Source organism: Paracoccus halophilus (genome assembly GCF_000763905.1).
Taxonomy (GTDB): Bacteria; Pseudomonadota; Alphaproteobacteria; order Rhodobacterales; family Rhodobacteraceae; genus Paracoccus; species Paracoccus halophilus.
In genome coordinates, this window is sequence record NZ_JRKN01000027.1 from 14,704 (window position 1) to 33,948 (window position 19,245).

The 19,245-nt window shown below is 64.7% G+C and carries 21 protein-coding genes and 2 pseudogenes; 13 read left to right on the forward strand and 10 right to left on the reverse strand.

Translation table 11 applies throughout. The features are described 5' to 3' along the window. Positions 1-297: pseudogene (locus IT41_RS21665) on the reverse strand (transposase); the annotation flags it as partial. 151 nt (positions 298-448) lie between these two features. Here IT41_RS21665 and IT41_RS21670 point away from each other — a divergent pair. Next, positions 449-674: pseudogene (locus tag IT41_RS21670) on the forward strand (IS256 family transposase); the annotation flags it as partial. Positions 675-804: 130 nt separating this feature from the next. Here the strand turns inward: IT41_RS21670 and IT41_RS15050 are convergent. Continuing rightward, the gene (locus tag IT41_RS15050) at positions 805-1,710 is read right to left on the reverse strand and encodes a LysR family transcriptional regulator (protein WP_052081651.1); all 906 of its coding nucleotides are present in this window, start codon (positions 1,708-1,710) and stop codon (positions 805-807) included. A gap of 142 nt (positions 1,711-1,852) precedes the next feature. Here IT41_RS15050 and dctP point away from each other — a divergent pair, with 142 nt between their 5' ends. The 4 genes from dctP to IT41_RS15070 are packed head-to-tail and all read left to right on the forward strand — an operon-like array spanning position 1,853 to position 6,266. Further along, a complete protein-coding gene (gene dctP / locus IT41_RS15055) occupies positions 1,853-2,860 on the forward strand; it encodes a TRAP transporter substrate-binding protein DctP (RefSeq protein WP_036742890.1) in 1,008 nt (335 codons plus the stop codon). 59 nt (positions 2,861-2,919) lie between these two features. After that, positions 2,920-3,435, forward strand: a complete 516-nt coding sequence (locus tag IT41_RS19545; protein ID WP_074948064.1) for a TRAP transporter small permease — start codon at positions 2,920-2,922, stop codon at positions 3,433-3,435. Continuing rightward, positions 3,432-4,736, forward strand: a complete 1,305-nt coding sequence (locus IT41_RS15065) for a TRAP transporter large permease (protein WP_036742891.1) — start codon at positions 3,432-3,434, stop codon at positions 4,734-4,736. Before IT41_RS19545 ends, IT41_RS15065 begins: the two co-directional genes overlap by 4 nt. 54 nt (positions 4,737-4,790) lie before the next feature. Beyond that, a complete protein-coding gene (locus IT41_RS15070; protein ID WP_036742937.1) occupies positions 4,791-6,266 on the forward strand; it encodes a M81 family metallopeptidase in 1,476 nt (491 codons plus the stop codon). Between the two features lie 321 nt (positions 6,267-6,587). Here IT41_RS15070 and IT41_RS15075 read toward each other — a convergent pair whose 3' ends face one another. The 6 genes from IT41_RS15075 to alr all read right to left on the reverse strand — a co-directional run bounded on the left by IT41_RS15075 (position 6,588) and on the right by alr (position 11,800). Further along, on the reverse strand, positions 6,588-7,544 hold the full coding sequence (locus tag IT41_RS15075; protein ID WP_081967581.1) for a hemolysin family protein: 957 nt from the start codon (positions 7,542-7,544) through the stop codon (positions 6,588-6,590). Next, on the reverse strand, positions 7,541-8,035 hold the full coding sequence (gene ybeY, locus IT41_RS15080; protein ID WP_036742892.1) for an rRNA maturation RNase YbeY: 495 nt from the start codon (positions 8,033-8,035) through the stop codon (positions 7,541-7,543). Before ybeY ends, IT41_RS15075 begins: the two co-directional genes overlap by 4 nt. 1 nt (position 8,036) lies before the next feature. Next, positions 8,037-9,161 carry a PhoH family protein gene (locus IT41_RS15085; protein ID WP_036742893.1) on the reverse strand — a complete coding sequence of 375 codons (1,125 nt, stop codon included), beginning with the start codon at positions 9,159-9,161 and terminating at the stop codon, positions 8,037-8,039. 130 nt (positions 9,162-9,291) lie between these two features. Next, a complete protein-coding gene (locus IT41_RS15090) occupies positions 9,292-10,026 on the reverse strand; it encodes an ABC transporter ATP-binding protein (protein WP_036742896.1) in 735 nt (244 codons plus the stop codon). Then, positions 10,026-10,784: an MlaE family ABC transporter permease gene (locus IT41_RS15095; RefSeq protein WP_036742898.1), complete on the reverse strand. Its 759-nt coding sequence runs from the start codon at positions 10,782-10,784 to the stop codon at positions 10,026-10,028. Before IT41_RS15095 ends, IT41_RS15090 begins: the two co-directional genes overlap by 1 nt. Next, positions 10,781-11,800, reverse strand: a complete 1,020-nt coding sequence (alr, locus tag IT41_RS15100) for an alanine racemase (protein WP_036742943.1) — start codon at positions 11,798-11,800, stop codon at positions 10,781-10,783. The genes IT41_RS15095 and alr overlap by 4 nt, the downstream gene beginning before the upstream one ends. A 159-nt stretch (positions 11,801-11,959) precedes the next feature. Between alr and IT41_RS15105 the strand changes: the two genes are divergently transcribed. From IT41_RS15105 to IT41_RS15135, 8 genes are all read left to right on the forward strand, one after another. Beyond that, complete coding sequence (locus IT41_RS15105) at positions 11,960-13,492, forward strand: acyl-CoA carboxylase subunit beta (protein ID WP_036742900.1); 1,533 nt, start codon at positions 11,960-11,962, stop codon at positions 13,490-13,492. A gap of 9 nt (positions 13,493-13,501) precedes the next feature. Beyond that, positions 13,502-14,125, forward strand: a complete 624-nt coding sequence (locus IT41_RS15110; protein ID WP_036742902.1) for a DUF6497 family protein — start codon at positions 13,502-13,504, stop codon at positions 14,123-14,125. A gap of 184 nt (positions 14,126-14,309) precedes the next feature. Then, a complete protein-coding gene (locus IT41_RS21900; protein WP_269429319.1) occupies positions 14,310-14,444 on the forward strand; it encodes a hypothetical protein in 135 nt (44 codons plus the stop codon). A gap of 93 nt (positions 14,445-14,537) precedes the next feature. Beyond that, positions 14,538-14,939, forward strand: coding sequence for a hypothetical protein (locus IT41_RS15115; protein WP_036742904.1), 402 nt, complete (start codon positions 14,538-14,540; stop codon positions 14,937-14,939). Positions 14,940-15,069: 130 nt separating this feature from the next. Continuing rightward, positions 15,070-15,309, forward strand: a complete 240-nt coding sequence (locus IT41_RS15120; protein WP_036742906.1) for a hypothetical protein — start codon at positions 15,070-15,072, stop codon at positions 15,307-15,309. A gap of 66 nt (positions 15,310-15,375) precedes the next feature. Next, positions 15,376-15,588, forward strand: a complete 213-nt coding sequence (locus IT41_RS15125) for a hypothetical protein (protein ID WP_036742907.1) — start codon at positions 15,376-15,378, stop codon at positions 15,586-15,588. A 112-nt stretch (positions 15,589-15,700) separates the two neighbouring features. Further along, entirely contained in the window at positions 15,701-17,698 is a 1,998-nt protein-coding gene (locus IT41_RS15130; protein WP_036742908.1) for an acetyl-CoA carboxylase biotin carboxylase subunit, read from the forward strand. Between the two features lie 43 nt (positions 17,699-17,741). Beyond that, on the forward strand, positions 17,742-18,401 hold the full coding sequence (locus IT41_RS15135; protein WP_036742910.1) for a hypothetical protein: 660 nt from the start codon (positions 17,742-17,744) through the stop codon (positions 18,399-18,401). Here the strand turns inward: IT41_RS15135 and IT41_RS15140 are convergent. After that, positions 18,367-18,561 (reverse strand): hypothetical protein, encoded by a 195-nt coding sequence (locus IT41_RS15140; RefSeq protein WP_139221642.1) that lies wholly within the window; start codon positions 18,559-18,561, stop codon positions 18,367-18,369. The two genes, IT41_RS15135 and IT41_RS15140, sit on opposite strands and share 35 nt — an antisense overlap. A gap of 108 nt (positions 18,562-18,669) precedes the next feature. Next, entirely contained in the window at positions 18,670-19,188 is a 519-nt protein-coding gene (locus IT41_RS15145) for a DUF4174 domain-containing protein (protein WP_036742944.1), read from the reverse strand. Positions 19,189-19,245 lie beyond the last annotated feature (57 nt).

Here is a 19,245-nt window from a genome sequence, read left to right on the forward strand (position 1 = left end):
GAAGTCGTAAAAGGCCAGCAAGGCTTCGCCGTCCTTGGTCAGGCAAGCCACGCCACGCCGGTATTTGGCGGCATATTTTTCCCTGAAGGTCTCAATGGCCGCCAACGCGGCGGCGCGGGTTTCGGCATGGGAGGTCTGCCGCAGGTCGCGGGTAACGGCAGGCTGAATGGGTTTGGGAAAGCAATTGAGCACGTTTGCCATTTTGTGAAACCAGCAGCACTGATGACGGGTGCTCGGAAAGACCTCGTCGAGTGCCTTCCAGAAGCCCAAACTGCCATCGCCGACAGCCAGCCTGGGCGGCACGGCGCGATCGCGGACCTTGTGCCGGGCGACCTGAATTGGCCCGATCCCGGTCTGGATCAGCCGCTCCGGCCCGGTGTCATGGGGCGCTTGCGACGGTGATCGGAGATCTGGACGAGGCGCAGCGCGGGTCGCTGCTGCGCGGACTGCCTACATGTCTTTCCCAAAAGAACACCGGGCCAGGTTACACTCGGCCAATCCCGTCGAGCGGCTGCACGGCGCGATCAAGCTTCGAACCGATACGCAAGGCCCCGACCAGGCGAATGGAACAGACTGACGAATGGGCTGCCCAACGAGCCCGCTACATGACGCTGGAAACCATCGCGCCGATGGTAGGTGATCAGGTTATCACTTTGCCTGCCGTGACATCCTGATAAAGCAGGCCCGCACCGAACAATACGGTGACGAGCAGCGCCAGCTACACCACTCCATGGGATTGCATCCCTGTGACAACATCCTCAATGCAGGATGCCCGGCCTGGAAAAGCGGCCAGGACAGGGGCAGTCAGACATCGCTGGATCGAAAGCTGCTGCGAAGCGCATCTAGAAACTGCCCATGTGATCCCGACGGCGGATCGGCCACCCGCCAGCTCGCTCCGAAACGGTGCAGCCGCCAGCTGCGGATATCCTTGCAATCCAGTGTCACCAGCCGGCCAGCCGCAAGTTCTGCCGCGACGAAGTGACGGTGCATGAAGGCCCATCCACGGCCCGCTTTCAGCAGCCCGATCATTGTTTCGACATCCCCGAGCGTCCAGGTTTCGGTGCGATGCACCTGATAATTGTCTTTTCCCTTCGGCGTTTCGGCCAGGGCGAGGACAAGCTGGCGGTGGTTTTCAAGTTCCGGCATCGTGAAGGGCCGATCCCGCGTGGCAAGCGGATGCTGCGGTGCGGCCACGAGCATGTTTTCCGTCGAGCCGACCTGAGCGCCGTCGATGTCACGGTAACTGAGCCGGATATCGATCGAATGCAGCGCGATATCGGCACGACCGTTCAGCAGGTCCTCGATGGCGTGATCCATCTCGGCAAGCCGCAGCGTGACATGCGGAACAGTGTCCCAGGCGGCCAGTTGTGACAGCGCATCCATCAGCACGAACCGCGGAAAAAGGTGATCGACGGACAGGCGCAGCTCTGTCTTTTCGCCGCCGCTGATCCGGCCCACATGCGCGCGAAAGCGGTCCACCCGGCGCAACAGAAGTTCGGATTCCGCATAGACGGATTCGCCCGGATCGGTCAGCTTCAGCCGGTAGGATGTCCTGTCGAAAAGGGTCAGCCGCAAATGGGTTTCAAGGTTCGAAATCGTGTAGCTGACCGAAGACACGGTCTTGTTCAGCCGGTCTGCGCCTTTCGAAAACGAGCCGCAATCGACCACGGTGCGAAAAACATGAAGCTGTTCCAGTAGGTTCGGATGCATGTTCGAATATCTCGAAAGTCTTGTTTGAATCAATTCAATTTCTTAACAGGCCATGCCGGTCTAGGGTAGCCGCCAGATCAGTTTCCACGGTCATGGAGTCACTTACTTCATCGCATTCGGTTTTCTTGAGGAGGAGGAACCTTTGCAGAATAAAACGATCATGGCAGTGCTGGCATCCGTCATCATGGTGGCTTCGCCTGCCATCGCGGAAACCACCCTGCGCGCCTTCATCCCGGTCACCGAGACCCGGCCTGAAGCAAGGATGTTCAACGAGACCTTCGCCGACAAGGTGGCGGAACTGACGAATGGCGAGGTGACGGTCCAGACCTTCTATGCCGGCGGTCTTGGCTTCGAGGTCAGGGATCTGCTGCGCCATCTCAAGCGCGGCACCGTCGATATCGGCAATATCCTGGGGGCCTATTATTCGCGCGATGCCGAATCCCTGACGCTCATGCTGGTGGATGGCGGGATCACCCGATCCGAAGATATCACGGCCTATCGGGATGTTTTCGCCGAGGAGTTCGAAAAGAGTCTGGAGCGTTGGGACACGGTTTTCGTGGGCACGACACAGCCGCTGGTGCTGGATCATTCGATCTTCTGCAAGCAGCCCGTGACCTCGCTGGATCAGCTTAAGGCGATGAAACTGAGGGTCTGGACCAAACATCAGCTGGAAAGCTTCCAGTCGCTTGGGGTTGCCGCACAGATGATCTCGCAGGAAGATCTCTATATCGCGCTTCAGACCGGCGTTGTGGATTGCGCGGTCTATCTGGGCGAAGTGGCCACATTGATGGGCCTGCAGGAAGTTGCGCCATATGAAACCTATTTTCTGCCCTATATCTCCGCGCCCGCGGCGATCGGCGTCAGTGAAAAGGCCTGGAACCAACTGACCGAGGCGCAGCAGGCGGCGCTTCGCGAGGCCGGTCAGAATGCCACCGAGGAAACCACCCGGATGGCCATCGAATTCTCGCAGGACAAGGCTGCCTCGCGGGCAGAGCGCGAGGCAAAGGGCATCGTCATCACCGAAGGCTTCTCGGAGGCTGACCGGACGGCCCTCGTCGAGACGATGCAGGCGACCTGGCGCGCGATGGCCGAGGATGCGGGCAGCGAGACGCTTCAGGTGGTCGAGCGCGTCATGGAAATCGATCCCTGAACCGTTTGCAGGGGTGCCGGGCAAAGTCCGGCATATCCCCGCAAGCCGAGGAAGCATTGATGAAACCAATTCTGAGATTCGTGGACCATCTGTTCTATTTGCAGGTGGCCCTGGCCGCAGTCATGGCCTTTGCCATGGGCATCCTGGTCTTTACCTCTGCCCTGATGCGGTATCTGGTCGGGGCACCGCTTGGCTTCAGCGACGAACTTGTCGCGCTGATGTTCGTGTCCTTGTCGTTCCTTTGCCTGCCCTATGCAACGCGGCGCGGGCTCAACATCAAACTCAGCCTTCTGACCGACAGGCTGGGGCCTGCTGCGGAAAAGCTGGTGGCGGTCGTTGCCGGCCTGCTGACCGTCGTGATCCTCACTGTCTTTTCCGGCGCGGCCATCGAGGAAATCGTCTTTTCCTACGAGATCCAGGAGACGACCAATGTCGCCGAAGTACCGGTCTATCCGTTCAAGGCGCTGGTTCTTTTCGCCAGTTTCTCAACCGCGCTGGCGATGTTCCTGACCACGCTGACCGGACCCGTGCCCGGAGGCGCGCAAGAGCCGACTTCGCTGGAGGAAATCGAATGATCTGGCTGCTTATCGTTATCGGCCTGACTGTATTCGCCCTCGGCGGGATTCCCCTGGGTGCAGCGCTGGCCGGCGTCGGGTTGATCCTCTATCATTTCTTCGCTGGCGGCGGCGGCAACATGGCGCTGGCCTTCGAAGGCGTCTGGAGCACCTTCAACAATTTCACCTTCAGTTCGATCATCCTGTTCGTCCTGGTCGGGGACCTCTTCTTTGCGGGAGGTCTCAGCAAGAAAAGCTACGGGGCGCTGGCACCGCTGTTTCGGCGCATCCCCGGGAAACTCCTGCACACGAATGTTGTGGTCTGCATGCTGTTCGGGGCCGTCAGCGGCACCAGTTCCGCCACCGCGGCCGCCATCGGCGCGGCGGCCTACCCCGAACTGGAGCGCAGGAATTACCATGCCGGTACGGTCGTCGGCTCGCTCGCGGCCTCGGGAACGCTGGGGCTGCTGATCCCGCCCAGCCTGGCGCTGATCCTGTTTGGGGCGATGACCGACAATTCGATCGGCCGGCTGTTTCTGGCGGGTGTGCTGCCGGGCATCCTGCTGGGTCTGGGCTTCATGGCCCTGATTGCAATCAAATCCAGGCTGCGGCCGGAAATCGTGCCGGTCGAGACCGAGATTCCGGGCTGGGGCGAAGCCATTCTGGCCCTGTTCGATCTTTGGCCGCTCTTCATCCTGATGTTTGCGGTGCTCGGGCCGCTCTATTCGGGGCTTGCAACGCCGACCGAATCCGCCGCCGTGGGCTTTGTCTTCGTATTGTTGCTCGGGTTCACGGTTGGCGGGCTGACGCTTCGCAACCTGGGGCCGATCCTTGTCAGCACGATGGTCAAATACGGGGCGATCGCGCTTGTCGTCATCGGGGCGGTGGTACTGAAAAACGCCGTTGCCATCCTGGGATTGCCGCGCGACCTGATCGAAGCCGCTGCCAACAGCGGCCTGGGGCGCTATGCGGTTTTCGCACTGATCGTTCTGGCCTATCTGATCCTGGGTTGCCTTTTCGACGGGATCTCGCTGCTGCTGCTGACCGTCCCTTTCATCGCCCCTATGCTGATCGGGCAGGGCTTCGATCCGATCTGGCTGGGGGTCATGGTGACGGTCCTGATCGAAATCGGGATGATCACACCGCCTGTCGGGCCGAATCTCTTCATCCTGTCAACCATCTCGGGCAACCGGGTCTCGGTCGGTGAGGCGGCAAGGGAAACCCTGCCCTACTGGCTGCTGCTGCTGGCCGGAATCGCCTTCTTCACGATGTTCCCGGGGGTGGTCACCTGGCTTCCGGACCTCGTTTACGGCGGACTTTGAGTTTCTGCCATGACGGCGGAAGGCCGACACAACCTCGATTTCGGGAAAATGCCGATGAAAATCATGATTGCCATGCTGGCGACCGAGACTAACAGTTTCGCGCCACTTCCCACCGGATTGAGCAACTTCCATGAAACCTGCTATTTCGACGGAGATGCGACGCGCCAGCCAAGGCATGCCTTTACGGCCGCCATGCATCTGTGGCGGCAGAGGTTCGAACGGGAAGGGATCGAAACCGTCGAAAGCATCAGCACCTTTGCCCAGCCCGGCGGGATAACCTCGCGCATCACCTATGAAACGCTGCGCGACAAACTGCTATCGGATATACGGCAGGCCCTGCCGCTGGACGGGGTCGCGCTTTTCCTGCACGGGTCGATGGTCGCCGACGGTTATGAGGATTGCGAGGGCGATATCCTGCGCCGCGTGCGGGGCCTGGTCGGCGATGCGTGCAAGATCGGCGTCGAACTCGACCTGCATGCGACGCTGACGCCGGACATGGTCGGACATTCGGATCTGATCCTGTCGTTCAAGCTCTACCCTCATACGGATATCGCGGATCGGGCGGCCGAACTGGCGGAACTGATGATCCGGACGCTTCATGGTCGCATCCGGCCACGGATGGCAATATGCGAGACCGGGATGATCAGCCTCTGGAGAACCTCGGACGAACCGATGGCGGGGTTCGTCCGCGACATGCAGGCCGCCGAAGCATCGGGCGAGGCGCTGTCGGTGTCCTTTATCCACGGGTTTCCCTGGACGGATGTGCCATTCAGCAGCGCCAAGATGCTGGTGATCTGCGACGATGACGATCAGGCGGCCGAGGCCGTGGCAAGGAAATTTGCCCGTCGGATCGTCGCGCTGCGCGATCAGACCGGCCCGCGCCAGTTTGACATGGATCCGGGCATAGACCATGCGCTGTCCCTGCCCGAGGGGCCGGTGGTGCTGGTCGATACCGGGGACAATGCAGGCGCCGGGGCATCTTCGGACTCGACCTTTCTGCTGCGCCGGTTGCTCGACCGCGAGATCGGAAATGTCGCCACCGGTCTCTATTGGGATCCGATCGCCGTCCGCATCTGCATGGATGCAGGGGAAGGGGCGATCTTGCGCTTGCGCGTGGGCGGAAAATGCGGGCCGGAATCGGGCGATCCGCTGGATCTCTGCGTCGAGGTGCGCCGTATCCTTCCCGCCGCAAGCCAGACCTTTGTGGATGCCCCCGCGCCCATGGGCGATTCGGTCTGGATCCGGACCGGGGACGAGGTGGATGTCATCCTGACCTCAATCCGCTGCCAGACGCTTCATCCCGACGCCTTCGAACAATTCGGCATCGACCTGCGCCGAAAGCGTCTCGTTTGCGTGAAGTCGCTCCAGCACTTCTATGACGGCTTTGTCCGCCTGACCCCGCATATCGTCTATCTTTCCGTCCCGGGTGCGCTGGATATGAATTTTGCCAGGATCCCCTATACCCGCCGCGACGGCGACTACTGGCCCCGCGTGGAACAGCCATCGGCGATGGCGGATATTCTGTTATAGATCAAAATTTTATGCCGAAAACTTTCTTTTGATTGCGACACTCGGTCGAGTCTCGGAAGTGGTGGAAATTTGAAGGTGGCGCACCGTCGTCGGCTTTGATGCCTGTGTGGGTTTGCTCGATCTGGGCGGCGCCCGCAACAATGTGGAATCCTCGGCCGAGGGCGCGTTGATCTCCCTGGCACAGGGCATACGATCATGCTCATCGCGGTGTTCGACCCTGATGCACGGGAATGTTGACGGCGCGCTAAATGCCTCGTTTTCCCAAGGATCGTTCGGTGCAGATATTCGTGTCAAACTGTGCAGGTTTTCGCGCCCAGCAACTCAGCCGGCGCTACCGGCCTGGTCTTTGGTTCCCGGGCTGGCCTGCGCGGCATCCGCACGCGGCAGACGCAGACGGATGCGCTTGACGCGTCGGGGGTCGGCCTCGACGATTTCGAACTCGGCACCGCTGTCATGGGGAATGACCTCACCCCTGACCGGCACCCGGCCGGCCAGCATGAAAACCAGCCCGCCCAGCGTGTCGATCTCCTCATCCTCTTCGTCCAGGGCGAGGCGCAGCCCGGTTTCGGCCTCGACATCCTCCAGCGGCGCGCGGGCCTGGATCAGCCATTGGCCGGGCTTTTCCTGAAGCCACAGGCCGCCTTCGACCTCGTCATGCTCGTCCTCGATCTCGCCGATGACCTGTTCGATCAGGTCCTCGATGGTGACCAGCCCGTCCACGCCGCCATATTCGTCGATCACCAGCGCCATGTGGATGCGTTTCTGCTGCATCTGCTGCAACAGCACCCCGATCGGCATCGAGGGCGGCACATAGAGCAGGGGCCGCAGCATCGCGCGCAGATTGAACTTGACCGGAGTCTTGGCCCCGAAGCCGAATTTCAGAGCCAGATCCTTGAGATGGACCAGACCCAGCGGGCTGTCCAGCGTGCCGCGAAAGATCGGGACGCGGGAAAAGCCGTGCTCGCTGAACATCTCGACCAGTTCGGGCAGCGTCGCGGTCACCGGCGCGGCGGCAATCTCGGCCTTGGGAATGGCCACGTCATCGACGCGCATCCGGCGCAGATTGACCATACCGGGCACGCCGGTCGCCGGCCTGCTGGTCTGCTGCCCCTCGTCCTGCGGGGCGGCGGCTTCGCCCTCGCCGCTGCCAAAGGCGCCCAGGATGCGCCCCAGAAAGCCGCGCGATTGCGGCAGGTCACGCCCGTCCCCTCCGATACCGTCCGCCCATGAGGCGGGTTCCGTGGCGGCGGGCGTGTCGGGACTTCGGTCATTGCTCATGTTTCGTGTTCCAGATAGGGGTCGGGAATGCCGAGCCGCGCCAGAATGGCGCGCTCCGCGTCCTCCATCGTGTCGGCATCCTGATCGTCAATATGATCATAACCGGCCAGATGCAAAATAGCGTGAACCAGCAGATGGGTCGCATGATCGGCAAAGGCCTTGTTCTGGGCTTCGGCCTCGCGCCGGCAGGTGTCGTAGGAGATGGCGATATCGCCCAGTTCCCGAATGTCGGGCAGGACCGGATGCGTCCCGGGGGCATGCGCGCCGAAGGCGACGGCGGGCCAGCTCAGCACATTGGTCGGAGCGGGCTTGCCGCGGAACTCGGCATTCAGCGCGGCGATGCGCTCGTCGTCGCAGCCCATGACGACGACCTGGAATTCCTCCAGTTGCAGCCATTCGCCGACGGCGCGGGCGGCGCGCTCGGCCATGGCGGGCAGGCCGGCATCCTCCCAGCGGTCATCCTCAAGGACGATATCCACGATATCGGGCATCTCAGCCATCGCCGCGCGCTCCTGCCTGTCCGGGCAGCGCCTGCCCGGTGACGGCCAGCCGCGGCTCGCGGCGTGGGATGCGCTGGCCGCGTTCGTCGAAAACCTCGCCCCGGGCCAGCGCCGCCTCGGCCTCGGCGTCATAGGCCTCGATGATGCGGGCGACCAGATGGTGACGCACGACATCCTTGGCGGTGAAATAGCTGAAACTGATGCCCTTGATGCCCTTGAGGATCTGCTCGGCGTCGGTGAGCCCGGAATGGATGCCGCGCGGCAGGTCGATCTGGGTGCGGTCGCCGGTGATCACCATGCGCGAGCCCTCGCCCAGGCGGGTCAGGAACATCTTCATCTGCATGGTGGTGGCGTTCTGCGCCTCGTCCAGCACGACAAAGGCATTGGACAGCGTGCGGCCGCGCATGAAGGCCAGCGGCGCGATCTCGATGCGCTTTTCCTCGATCAGTTTCTGCAACTGCTTGCCGGGCAGGAAATCGTTCAGCGCGTCGTAAAGCGGCTGCATGTAGGGATCGACCTTTTCCTTCATGTCGCCGGGCAGAAAGCCCAGACGCTCGCCCGCCTCGACGGCGGGGCGCGACAGGATGATGCGATCGACATGGCCGCCGATCAGCATGGTCACGCCCACCGCCACCGCCAGATAGGTCTTGCCGGTACCGGCCGGGCCGATGCCAAAGGCCATCTCATTGGCAAACAGCGCCCGGACATAGTCCTTTTGCGCCTCGGTGCGCGGCTCGACGGTCTTTTTCCGGGTGCGCAGCTCGACCGTGCCGGACTGGAACATCTCGAGCTGCTCGTCCGGGCTGGGTCCGTCGGCGATCTCCTCGGCGCCCATGCGCAGGGCGGCCTCGACCTCGGCCATCGCGACCGGGCGACCCTGTTCGAGCCGGGCGTAAAGCGCGTTCAGCACTTGCGCCGCCTCGGTCTGGGCGTCGATCGGGCCGACCACAGCCAGAAGATTGCCGCGCCGCAGGACATGGACCTGCAGTGTCTCCTCGATGCGGGCCAGATGCTTGTCATGCGGGCCGCAGAGGTCGATCAGCAACCTGTTATCGGGGAATTCCAGCAGGGTTTCGCCGGGCGCGGTGCTTGCGGGGGTGGTCGGGGTCAGACCCAAATTTTTCTCCGGGGATCGGGTTCGCAATGGCTCATGGTTGCAACTGCGCGGGATTCGCACAAGGGGGCGGCGCCCGCTAATCCGCCCGCGCCGGCGGAATCGGCGCGAATGCGGCACGATCCGGCGGCGATCACGGCAGCCCGCGCGCCATGGGGCGGGCCCGGCCGGCGACGAAATCGCGCAGATAGCCGTCCTCGGCGCTGTCCATCTGGGCCACGCTGCCCTGCCAGCGCATGCGCCCGCGATCCAGCAGCGCCACCCGGTCGGCGATGGCGCGGACCGAGCTCATGTCATGGGTGATGGTGATGGCGCTGGCGCCGGTCTCGTCCACGATGCCGCGGATCAGGTCGTTGATCGTGGCGGCGCGAATCGGATCCAGACCGGTCGTCGGCTCGTCGAAAAAGATCACGCGGGGATCGGCGGCGATGGCGCGCGCCAGCCCGGCGCGCTTGCGCATGCCCCCCGACAGCGCCGCCGGATAGAGATCCGCGACCTCGGGGCCCAGGCCGACCCGCGCCAGCTTTTCGATCGCAATGGCGCGGGCACGGGCGCGCGGCATGTCGCGCAGCAGCCGAAAGGCCACGTTGCGCCAGACCGGCAGGCTGTCGAACAGCGCGGCATGCTGAAACAGCATGCCGAAGCCGTCCATGAACCGGGCGCGCTGCCCGGCCAGCGGCGCGCCCTGCCACAGGATCGCGCCGGCATCCGCCGCCTCAAGCCCCAGGATGCAGCGCAGGAGCACCGATTTCCCGGTGCCCGAGCCGCCGATCACGACCAGGCTTTCGCCGGCCTCCAGATCCAGATCGACGCCTTGCAGCACCTGTTTCGGGCCATAGGATTTGACCAGGCCGCGCACGCTCAGCATCAGAAGAACAGCCCCGTCAGCACGAAATTCGCCGCCAGTATCCCGACCGAGGCCGCGACCACCGCGCTGGTCGTCGCCCGCCCCACGCCCGCCGCGCCGCCGCCCGTGGTCATGCCGAACCAGCAGCCCGACAGCGCCACGATCAGCCCGAAGGCCGCGCCCTTGATCAGCCCCGAGACCACGTCCCAGCCCTCGAGAAAGGCCCAGCTATTGGCGATATAGACGGCCGAGTTGAAGCCCAGCACATTCACCCCGATCAGCCAGCCGCCCATGATGCCGATCACATCGCCGACCCCGACCAGCACCGGCACGCACAGGATCGCGGCCCAGAGCCGGGGCGAGACCAGCCAGCCCACCGGATCGGTGGACAGCGTCACCAGCGCATCGATCTGCTCGGTCACCCGCATCGTGCCCAGTTCCGCCGCGATGGCACTGGCCACGCGCGCGGCCACCATCAGCCCGCCCAGCACCGGACCCAGTTCGCGCACCATGCCGATGGCGACGATGGCGGGCACCACGTCAGAGGCCTGAAACCGCTCGCCCCCGGAATGGATCTGCAAGGCCAGCGCGGCGCCGGTGAACAGCGCCGTCAGCCCGACCACCGGCAGCGACAGCCAGCCGATATGCAGCACCTGCCGCGCCAGTTCCGAAGGATGCGCCCCGGCCCGCGCCAGCCCGCGACCGGCAAAGATCGCCACCCGCCCGACCATGCGCGCCAGCCCGATCGCCGCCCTGCCGGTCAGCCGGACGGGGTTCACAGACAGGTCCGCGCGTAGCGCCGCCCCAGCGAGGTCAGGATCTCGTAGCCGATGGTGCCGGAACAGGCGGCCAGCGCATCGACGCCCTGCCGGGCGTTCAGGATCTCGAGCGCGGGCGGCACCTCGGGCAGATCGGTCACATCGACCGTGATCAGGTCCATCGAGATGCGGCCGACCACCGGGCAGGTCTGTTCGCCGGCCCAGAGCCGCAGCTTGCCGTCCTGCGCCAGCGCCCGCGCCAGACCGTCGGCATAGCCCGCCGCGACGGTTGCGATGCGCGACGCCCGCGTGGCGGTCCAGACATGGCCGTAGCCGACGGACTCGCCGGGCATGACCTCGCGCGTCTGGATCACCGGCAGCGACAGCGTGACGACCGGCCGCGCGCCGGCGAATGGCAACCCGCCATACAGGCCGACACCGGGTCGCACCAGGTCGAAATGGTATTCCGGCCCCAGCAGGATTCCGCCGGTCGCGGCCAGCGAACGCGGCACGGCGACACCGTCGGTCATGGCGCGGAAAGCGGCAAGCTGCGCGGCATTGGCCGGGTGCTCCGGCTCATCGGCGCAGGCCAGATGCGACATGATCAGCTGCGGACCGGCCGCCAGCGCCTCGTCGCGGATGGCGGCCCATTCGGCCGGCTCCATCCCGAGGCGGTTCATGCCGCTATCCAGCTGAATGGCGAAGGCGCCGCGCGGGCGCAAGGCGCGGTCGCGAAAGAATTGCTCGGCGCTGTTCAGGACCGGGGTCAGGCCGGTCAGGTCCTCGCCCTCCATATGGCCCGAAAGGATGAAGATGCGCGCATCCCCGCCCAGCAGCGGGCGGATGGCGCGCCCTTCGCCGGCCAGCGCGACAAAGAAATCGCGCGCCCCGGCCTGATAAAGCGCGGGCGCCACCCGCGCCGCGCCCAGGCCGTAGCCATCGGCCTTGACCACCGCGCCCGCGCGCGCGCCCGGGGCATGCGCGGCCAGCGCTTTCCAATTGGCCTGAATGGCCGGAATATCGATCACGAGTCCCATGGTCGCGGCATGGCCCCTGCCCCATTCGCCGTCAAGACGGTTTAACCATTTTGCCATTTGCAGCGCACCGATCTTGCTCATTTTGCAAATATTCGCCTTTCCGCTTTCCGGCTGCCCGGCAAGCCGGTAGCTTGAGCGAAAGCCAAAGGGAGGCATCTGATGAAGGACATCCTCGGCGAACTGGAGACGCGCCGTCGCGAGGCCCGTCTGGGCGGCGGCGAACGCCGCATCGAGGCGCAGCACGCGCGCGGCAAGCTGACCGCCCGCGAGCGGCTGGAACTGCTTCTGGACGAGGGCTCGTTCGAGGAGTTCGACATGTTCGTGCGCCACCGCTCGACCGATTTCGGGATGGACAAGGACCGCCCCTACGGCGATGGCGTGGTGACCGGCTGGGGCACGATCAACGGCCGCATGGTCTATGTCTATTCGCAGGATTTCACCGTCTTCGGCGGCTCGCTGTCGGAAACCCATGCCCAGAAGATCTGCAAGATCATGGATATGGCGGTGCAGAACGGCGCGCCGGTCATCGGGCTGAACGATTCCGGCGGCGCCCGCATCCAGGAGGGCGTGGCCAGCCTGGCCGGCTATGCCGAGGTGTTCCAGCGCAATATCATGGCCTCGGGCGTGGTGCCGCAGATCAGCGTCATCATGGGGCCCTGCGCCGGCGGCGCGGTCTACAGCCCGGCGATGACCGACTTCATCTTCATGGTCAAGGACACCAGCTACATGTTCGTGACCGGCCCGGATGTGGTGAAAACCGTCACCAACGAGATCGTCAGCGCGGAACAGCTGGGCGGCGCCTCGACCCATACCCGCAAGAGTTCTGTCGCGGACGGCGCCTTTGAAAACGATGTCGAGGCGATGTCGGAAATCCGCCGGCTGGTCGATTTCCTGCCGCTTCACAACCGCGAAAAAGCCCCCACCCGGCCGTTCTTCGACCGCCCCGACCGGATCGAGGAAAGCCTGGACACGCTGATCCCCGGCAATCCGAACCAGCCCTATGACATGAAAGAGCTGATCCTGAAGATCGCGGATGAGGGGGATTTCTACGAGATCCAGCGCGATTTCGCCGCCAATATCATCACCGGCTTCGTCCGGCTCGAGGGGCAGACCGTCGGTGTCGTCGCCAATCAGCCAATGGTGCTGGCGGGCTGTCTGGATATCGACAGCTCGCGCAAGGCGGCGCGTTTCGTGCGCTTCTGCGACGCCTTTGAAATCCCGATCCTGACGCTGGTCGATGTGCCGGGCTTCCTGCCCGGGACCAGCCAGGAACATGGCGGCGTCATCAAGCATGGCGCGAAACTGCTCTTTGCCTATGGCGAGGCCACGGTGCCCAAGGTCACGGTGATCACCCGCAAGGCCTATGGCGGCGCCTATGACGTCATGTCCTCGAAACATCTGCGCGGCGATTTCAACTATGCCTGGCCGACGGCGGAAATCGCGGTGATGGGCGCCAAGGGCGCGGTCGAGATCCTGATGCGCGCCGATCTGGGCGACAAGGAAAAGATCGCCGGACATACGCAACGCTACGAGGACCGCTTTGCCAACCCCTTCATCGCGGCCGAGCGCGGCTTTATCGACGAGGTGATCCAGCCGCATTCGACGCGCCTGCGCGTGGCGCGGGCATTCGCCAGCCTGCGCGGCAAGCGCCAGTCGATGCCGTGGAAGAAACACGGCAATATCCCCCTATAGGCGGCGGTCATGAAGGGCACGGAACGGATCAGGCAGGCGTTGGCGGCGGGGGTGATGCTGGCCGCGCTGGCAGCGGCCCCGGGCGCGACGGCGCTGGACGGGACGGGGCAGGAGATCGTCCTGCCTTCGGGCGCCAGGGTCCGCTGGCAAGAGACTCTGCACGACAGTACCAACAGCCTCGGCCTGACCTACCGCTTCCGCTTCGTGATGCCCGATCTGGCGCAGCAGGTTCCCGCCACCAGCGGCGCGGCCTCGGATTTCGAGGATGCGGGGGGGCCGATCGACATCGGCACGGAAACCGGCGGGGACGCGGCGGTGGCAGTGGAAATCGCCCCGCTTCCCGGCGCGCCCGCGACCGCGCCGCAAACCGGATCGCAGCCGCAAGAGCCGGACGTCGTGCCGGCCGCGCCCGATGTCCTTGCGCAGGATCCGGTGCATCAGGACATCGTCTGGCTATGCGAGAACTGGGTCCTGCCACGCGTCGCCAGCCCCGCGCCCCGCCCCACCCGGATCATCATCAGCCTGGTCGACAAGGAAACCCCTTTCGACGGCTATGACCCCGAAGTGGTTCAGCTTTCCGAGGCGTTCCGCCTGCCCGCCGGCGGCGACAGATGCGAATGGGAACCCTGGTAATGCCGCCGGTTCGCCCTCGTGGTGCAAGCCGGCCACATCGGCTGAAACCCGCTGTCCGGGCGCGGGGGGGGAACTGTCCCGGCACGGATCACCTCGTTATGATCCGCGCACGGCCGCATGTCGCGGTCGATTCTCAACCGAGCAGTCGGGATACGACTGTCCCGTCATACAGGAGCACGACAACATGTCGAAAAAGATCGCACTGGCCCTTGTCCTCGTTGGTCTGGCCGCCGCTTGCGCCAAAAAAGAGCCCGAGGTCGTTCCGGTCACCACCGTTCAGCCGGAGCCGGTGTATCAGGGCAAATACGGCGCCAACTAAGCCGTTTGCCACGCGCGGGCTGCCTGGCGGCCCGCGCCTACCTCGCGCCCGTCCGGCCCCGCATCCCCATGCATCCCACAGACGAGGCGCATCATGCTGAAGCATCGCGGCTTTCCCGGCCGCCTTCCCGGCACCGATTTCCAGTTCATCATCCGCCGCGCCAACAAGAAGGGCGCAACGCCGCTTGTCCGGCGCGAGCGCTTTCGTGACCGCAAGACGGCCGACCGGCAGGCCGATCTGGGCTTTCTGGCGGCGCTGATCGCCCATTTCGGCGAAGAACCGTTCGAGCGCGGCAATCTCGATGCCGGGCGCCTGTCATGGCTGCTGGGCCGCGAGGTGATCGCGGTCGGCAAGCTGGACCCCACCGATTACGCGCAATTGCTGCGCATCGACATGAAGCGGGCCGAAGCCGCCTTCCCCGAGCTTTTCGCCAGCGATCCGCCCGGGTTCGACTGGGAAAGCGACGACTGGGACGACGACGAGGAGGGCGCGTAATGGGCGGATTGCCGCGTAGCACGCGTTTTTCACATTGTTGTCAGTTCCTTCCACCTGCGCGCCATGCGATAAAACTGCGGTCACTATCAACTTCGGTCCGCAAACGGGCCCTCAATACAGGCACAATAACATGCAAAAAACTGTCGTTCTGCGCTTCGCCGGACTCGCGCTCATCGCAGGGGCCCTGTCGGCCTGCTCGGATGGTTATGGCGGCGGCCTTTCGGCCGACACGCAGCGCGCCGCTGGCGGCGCCGTGGCCGGCGCCGTGGTCGCCAAGGCTGTCGACGGCGATGTCGCGACCGGCGCGCTTATCGGCGCTGCGGGCGGCGCGCTTTGCGACGACGCCGGCATCTGCCAGCGCAGCTACTGAACGCAACCGGGCGTATCGACCGTCGCGATACCCGCGTTTCGGCGCCCGTAGATCGGAGCGAACACGATGTTCAACAAAATCGTCCTGGCTTTGGGCCTGGGCGTGGCTGGCGTTGCCGGCTGCACCCAGAACATCAATCCGACCGACATGGATCGCGGCCTCATCGGCGCCGGTGTCGGCGCCACGGCGGCCTATGTCGGCGATCATGACGTCGCCAAGGGCGCGGCCATCGGCGCGCTTGCCGGAGCCATGTGCGACGACGTGCGGCTTTGCCAGTAACGACCTGAACGGCGCGCGCCTGTCGCGGCGCGGACCGTTTCACATCCCTCAGCCGTCCGTGGCCCCGCGCCACGGACGGTTTTTTCATGTCCGCTGACCCGGAGGAGCGCCCTTGTTCAAGAAAACCCTGATTGCCAACCGGGGCGAGATCGCCTGCCGCGTCATCAAGACCGCCCGCAGGATGGGCATTCAGACGGTGGCCGTCTATTCCGATGCCGACCGCCATGCGCTGCATGTGAAGATGGCCGACGAGGCCGTCCATATCGGCCCGCCCCCGGCGAACCAGTCCTATATCGTGATCGACAGGATCATGGATGCCATTCGCCAGACCGGGGCCGAGGCGGTGCATCCCGGCTATGGCTTCCTGTCCGAGAACCGCAAATTCGCCGAGGCGCTCGAGGCCGAAGGCGTGGCCTTCATCGGCCCGCCGGCCAGCGCCATCGAGGCGATGGGCGACAAGATCACCTCGAAGAAGATCGCGCAGGAGGCCGGCGTCTCCACCGTGCCCGGCTATATGGGGCTGATCGCCGATGCCGATGAGGCGGTGAAGATCTCGGGCCAGATCGGCTATCCGGTGATGATCAAGGCCAGCGCCGGCGGCGGCGGCAAAGGCATGCGCATCGCCTGGAACGAGGCCGAGGCGCGCGAGGGCTTCCAGTCCTCGAAGAACGAGGCCGCCAGCAGCTTTGGCGACGACCGCATCTTTATCGAGAAATTCGTCACCCAGCCCCGCCATATCGAAATTCAGGTGCTGGCCGACCAGCATGGCAATGCCGTCTATCTGCACGAGCGCGAATGCTCGATCCAGCGGCGCAATCAGAAGGTCATCGAAGAGGCCCCCTCGCCCTTCCTCGACGAGGCGACGCGCAAGGCGATGGGCGAGCAGGCCGTCGCGCTGGCGCGTGCGGTGGGCTATACCAGCGCGGGCACGGTGGAATTCATCGTCGATGGCCAGCGCAATTTCTATTTCCTGGAAATGAACACGCGGCTGCAGGTGGAACACCCGGTCACCGAACTGATCACCGGCATCGATCTGGTGGAACAGATGATCCGGGTGGCCGATGGCCAGCCCCTGCCCTTTGCCCAGTCCGATCTGAAGATCAACGGCTGGGCCATCGAAAGCCGGCTTTACGCCGAGGATCCCTATCGCAACTTCCTGCCTTCGATCGGGCGGCTGACCCGTTACCGCCCACCGGCCGAGATCGCGGATGCCGACCATGTCGTGCGCAACGATACCGGCGTCTATGAGGGCGGCGAGATCAGCATGTATTACGACCCGATGATCGCCAAGCTCTGCACCTGGGCGCCCAGCCGCGACAAGGCGATCGAGCAGATGCGCCTGGCGCTGGACGAATTCGAGGTCGAGGGGATCGGCCACAACCTGCCCTTTCTGTCGGCGGTGATGGATCACCCGAAATTCATCTCGGGCGACATCTCGACCGCCTTCATCGCCGAGGAATATCCCGAAGGTTTCGCCGGCGCGACCCTGCCCGAGGCCGAGGTGATCCGCGTCGCCGCCTCGGCCGCGGCCATGCACCGGGTGGCCGAGATCCGGCGCACGCGGATCAGCGGGCGGCTGGACAATCACGAACGCCATGTCGGCGAACATTGGGTGGTGACGGTGGACGGGCAGGAATTTCCGGTCCGCATCACCGCCGACAGGCAGGGCTCGACCGTCGAGATCGCGGGCGGCAGGCTGCGGGTCGAAAGCGACTGGCGGCCGGGTCAGTCGCTGGCGCGGCTGACGGTCGATGGCGCGCCGCTGGTGATGAAGACGGACCGCCTGCCCTCGGGCTACCGGCTGCGGGTGCGGGGCGCCGATCTCAAGGTCTTCGTCCGCCGACCGCGCGCCGCCGAACTGGCGCGCCTGATGCCGGAAAAGCTGCCGCCCGATACCTCGAAATTCCTGCTCTGCCCGATGCCGGGGTTGGTGGTGCGCGTCAATGTCGCCCCCGGCGACGAGGTGCAGGAGGGTCAGGCGCTGGCCACGGTCGAGGCGATGAAGATGGAAAACATCCTGCGCGCCGAGCGAAAGGCCGTGGTGAAATCGGTCGCCGCCACGGCGGGCGACAGCCTGAAGGTGGACGATGTCATCATGGAGTTCGAATGATGGCCAGCGCGGCGCGCCAGGACCGTGACCGCGACGACCGCTAATGGCGCCGCTTGACGCATATCTTGCGCCACAGGCGCAGCAGGCGGTCATCGCCGGGATGTTCATCGCCGCCGGCTGGTGGGTCGTGGCCTTTCAGAACGCCTGGCGCGACCGCAGGCAGCGCCGCTCGCGGGTCGAGGACATGCAGCGCGCGCTGCTGGCCGAGGTGCGCGCCCATGTCGTCAGCCTGGAACGTCAGTTGCAGGAGGGCAGCTTCGACGAGTTGCTGGAGCGGGTCGAGAATGGCGATGCCACGCTGGTCATGCAGCATGGCGGCAATGACCGGATCTTTCGCGCCATCCTGACCGAGATCCACCTGCTGCCCGGCTCGGTCATCGACCCGGTGGTGATCTATTACCGGCTGATCGCGGTCATGGACAACATGGCGGATTCGATCCGCCGCACGGCGCGGAACCGCCCCGATCAGGCCTCGGAAATGATGGTGGATTACATCCTGCTGAACGAGGAAGCGCGCGAGGCCGGACTGGATGTTCTCGAAATCCTGACCGCCAGCCTGCAGGGCGGCGCGGCGGAAATCGAGGCGATGCTGGAGCGCCAGCGCGAAGAAGCGGGAAAGACGATCCGGCAGAACCTGCCGCAGGAACTCGCGCAGATGCGCGACGATCTCAATAGGCGATTTTCGGACCGGAGCGGCCTTTGATGGGTTTCAGACCGATCACATTGGTAATCTCATTGGCCGAGCGGGTCCGCACCAGCCTCTTGACCAGCGTTTCGGTCGCGGCAGCGGAACGCGTCCGCTTGCCGGCCTCCGCGCCGGGGGCGACAGGTTCGGTCTTGCGCAATGAGGTCGATCTGGCCATTGCCCGTTCCTTTTCCAGCAGGGTTTCACCTCCCCGCATCACAAAGGTAGTCATCCTTGGCCGATTGCGCAACATCGCTCTGCGCGGCGCGCGCGGGGAAATGACCGCTCAGGGCAGGCGCGAACGGCCGATTTCCTGCCGCCGCAAGGGAAACTTGTCGATCGCACGGGTAATTTCGCGCACCGACCAGGGGACGGGCTTGCGCTGCTTGACCTGCCCGTCCTTGTCCATCAGCACCAGCGAAAAGCCCTCGGGGCGCAATTGCCGCCGCCAGATGCTGTTCGCCGCCGGATCTGTATCCGTGATCACCACCACGTCGCGCATCAGAAGCGGGATCGAATCGCGCCGCACCTCGGCCAGCTGCTCGACGAAGGCCGGATCGGCGACCGTATCGGCAAAGATCACCAACGGGCGTTGCTGCCACATGAATTGTGCCGGATCGGCCTCGGCGGCGGACAGGATGGCCAGCTCGCGCGTCGGCCGCTCGACCTCGGGCGCCTCGCTGCGTGCGGCGGGCACCATGCCGCGCACATATCGCTGCGACTGGTCGGCCTCGCCCTCGGGTTTGCCGCCCATCGCCGCCACCAGCGGCACCAGTGCCAGAAAGATCAACCGTTTCAGTTTCATCATCCCCTCGTCTCTACCCCAATATAAGAGCCGAGCGGCCATGGGAAAGGATGCAAG

Bases quoted from the DNA above. Each gene is read 5' to 3' on its own strand.
- IT41_RS15105 (WP_036742900.1), top strand. From the start codon at position 11,960: ATGAAGGACATCCTCGGCGAACTGGAGACGCGCCGTCGCGAGGCCCGT.
- IT41_RS15115 (WP_036742904.1), top strand. From the start codon at position 14,538: ATGCTGAAGCATCGCGGCTTTCCCGGCCGCCTTCCCGGCACCGATTTC.
- IT41_RS15145 (WP_036742944.1), bottom strand. From the start codon at position 19,188: ATGAAACTGAAACGGTTGATCTTTCTGGCACTGGTGCCGCTGGTGGCG.
- IT41_RS21900 (WP_269429319.1), top strand. From the start codon at position 14,310: ATGTCGAAAAAGATCGCACTGGCCCTTGTCCTCGTTGGTCTGGCCGCC.
- alr (WP_036742943.1), bottom strand. From the start codon at position 11,800: ATGGGACTCGTGATCGATATTCCGGCCATTCAGGCCAATTGGAAAGCG.
- IT41_RS15135 (WP_036742910.1), top strand. From the start codon at position 17,742: ATGGCGCCGCTTGACGCATATCTTGCGCCACAGGCGCAGCAGGCGGTC.
- IT41_RS15070 (WP_036742937.1), top strand. From the start codon at position 4,791: ATGAAAATCATGATTGCCATGCTGGCGACCGAGACTAACAGTTTCGCG.
- IT41_RS15140 (WP_139221642.1), bottom strand. From the start codon at position 18,561: ATGGCCAGATCGACCTCATTGCGCAAGACCGAACCTGTCGCCCCCGGC.
- IT41_RS15110 (WP_036742902.1), top strand. From the start codon at position 13,502: ATGAAGGGCACGGAACGGATCAGGCAGGCGTTGGCGGCGGGGGTGATG.
- IT41_RS15090 (WP_036742896.1), bottom strand. From the start codon at position 10,026: ATGCTGAGCGTGCGCGGCCTGGTCAAATCCTATGGCCCGAAACAGGTG.
- IT41_RS15050 (WP_052081651.1), bottom strand. From the start codon at position 1,710: ATGCATCCGAACCTACTGGAACAGCTTCATGTTTTTCGCACCGTGGTC.
- IT41_RS15065 (WP_036742891.1), top strand. From the start codon at position 3,432: ATGATCTGGCTGCTTATCGTTATCGGCCTGACTGTATTCGCCCTCGGC.
- IT41_RS15120 (WP_036742906.1), top strand. From the start codon at position 15,070: ATGCAAAAAACTGTCGTTCTGCGCTTCGCCGGACTCGCGCTCATCGCA.
- ybeY (WP_036742892.1), bottom strand. From the start codon at position 8,035: ATGCCCGATATCGTGGATATCGTCCTTGAGGATGACCGCTGGGAGGAT.
- IT41_RS19545 (WP_074948064.1), top strand. From the start codon at position 2,920: ATGAAACCAATTCTGAGATTCGTGGACCATCTGTTCTATTTGCAGGTG.
- IT41_RS15125 (WP_036742907.1), top strand. From the start codon at position 15,376: ATGTTCAACAAAATCGTCCTGGCTTTGGGCCTGGGCGTGGCTGGCGTT.
- IT41_RS15075 (WP_081967581.1), bottom strand. From the start codon at position 7,544: ATGAGCAATGACCGAAGTCCCGACACGCCCGCCGCCACGGAACCCGCC.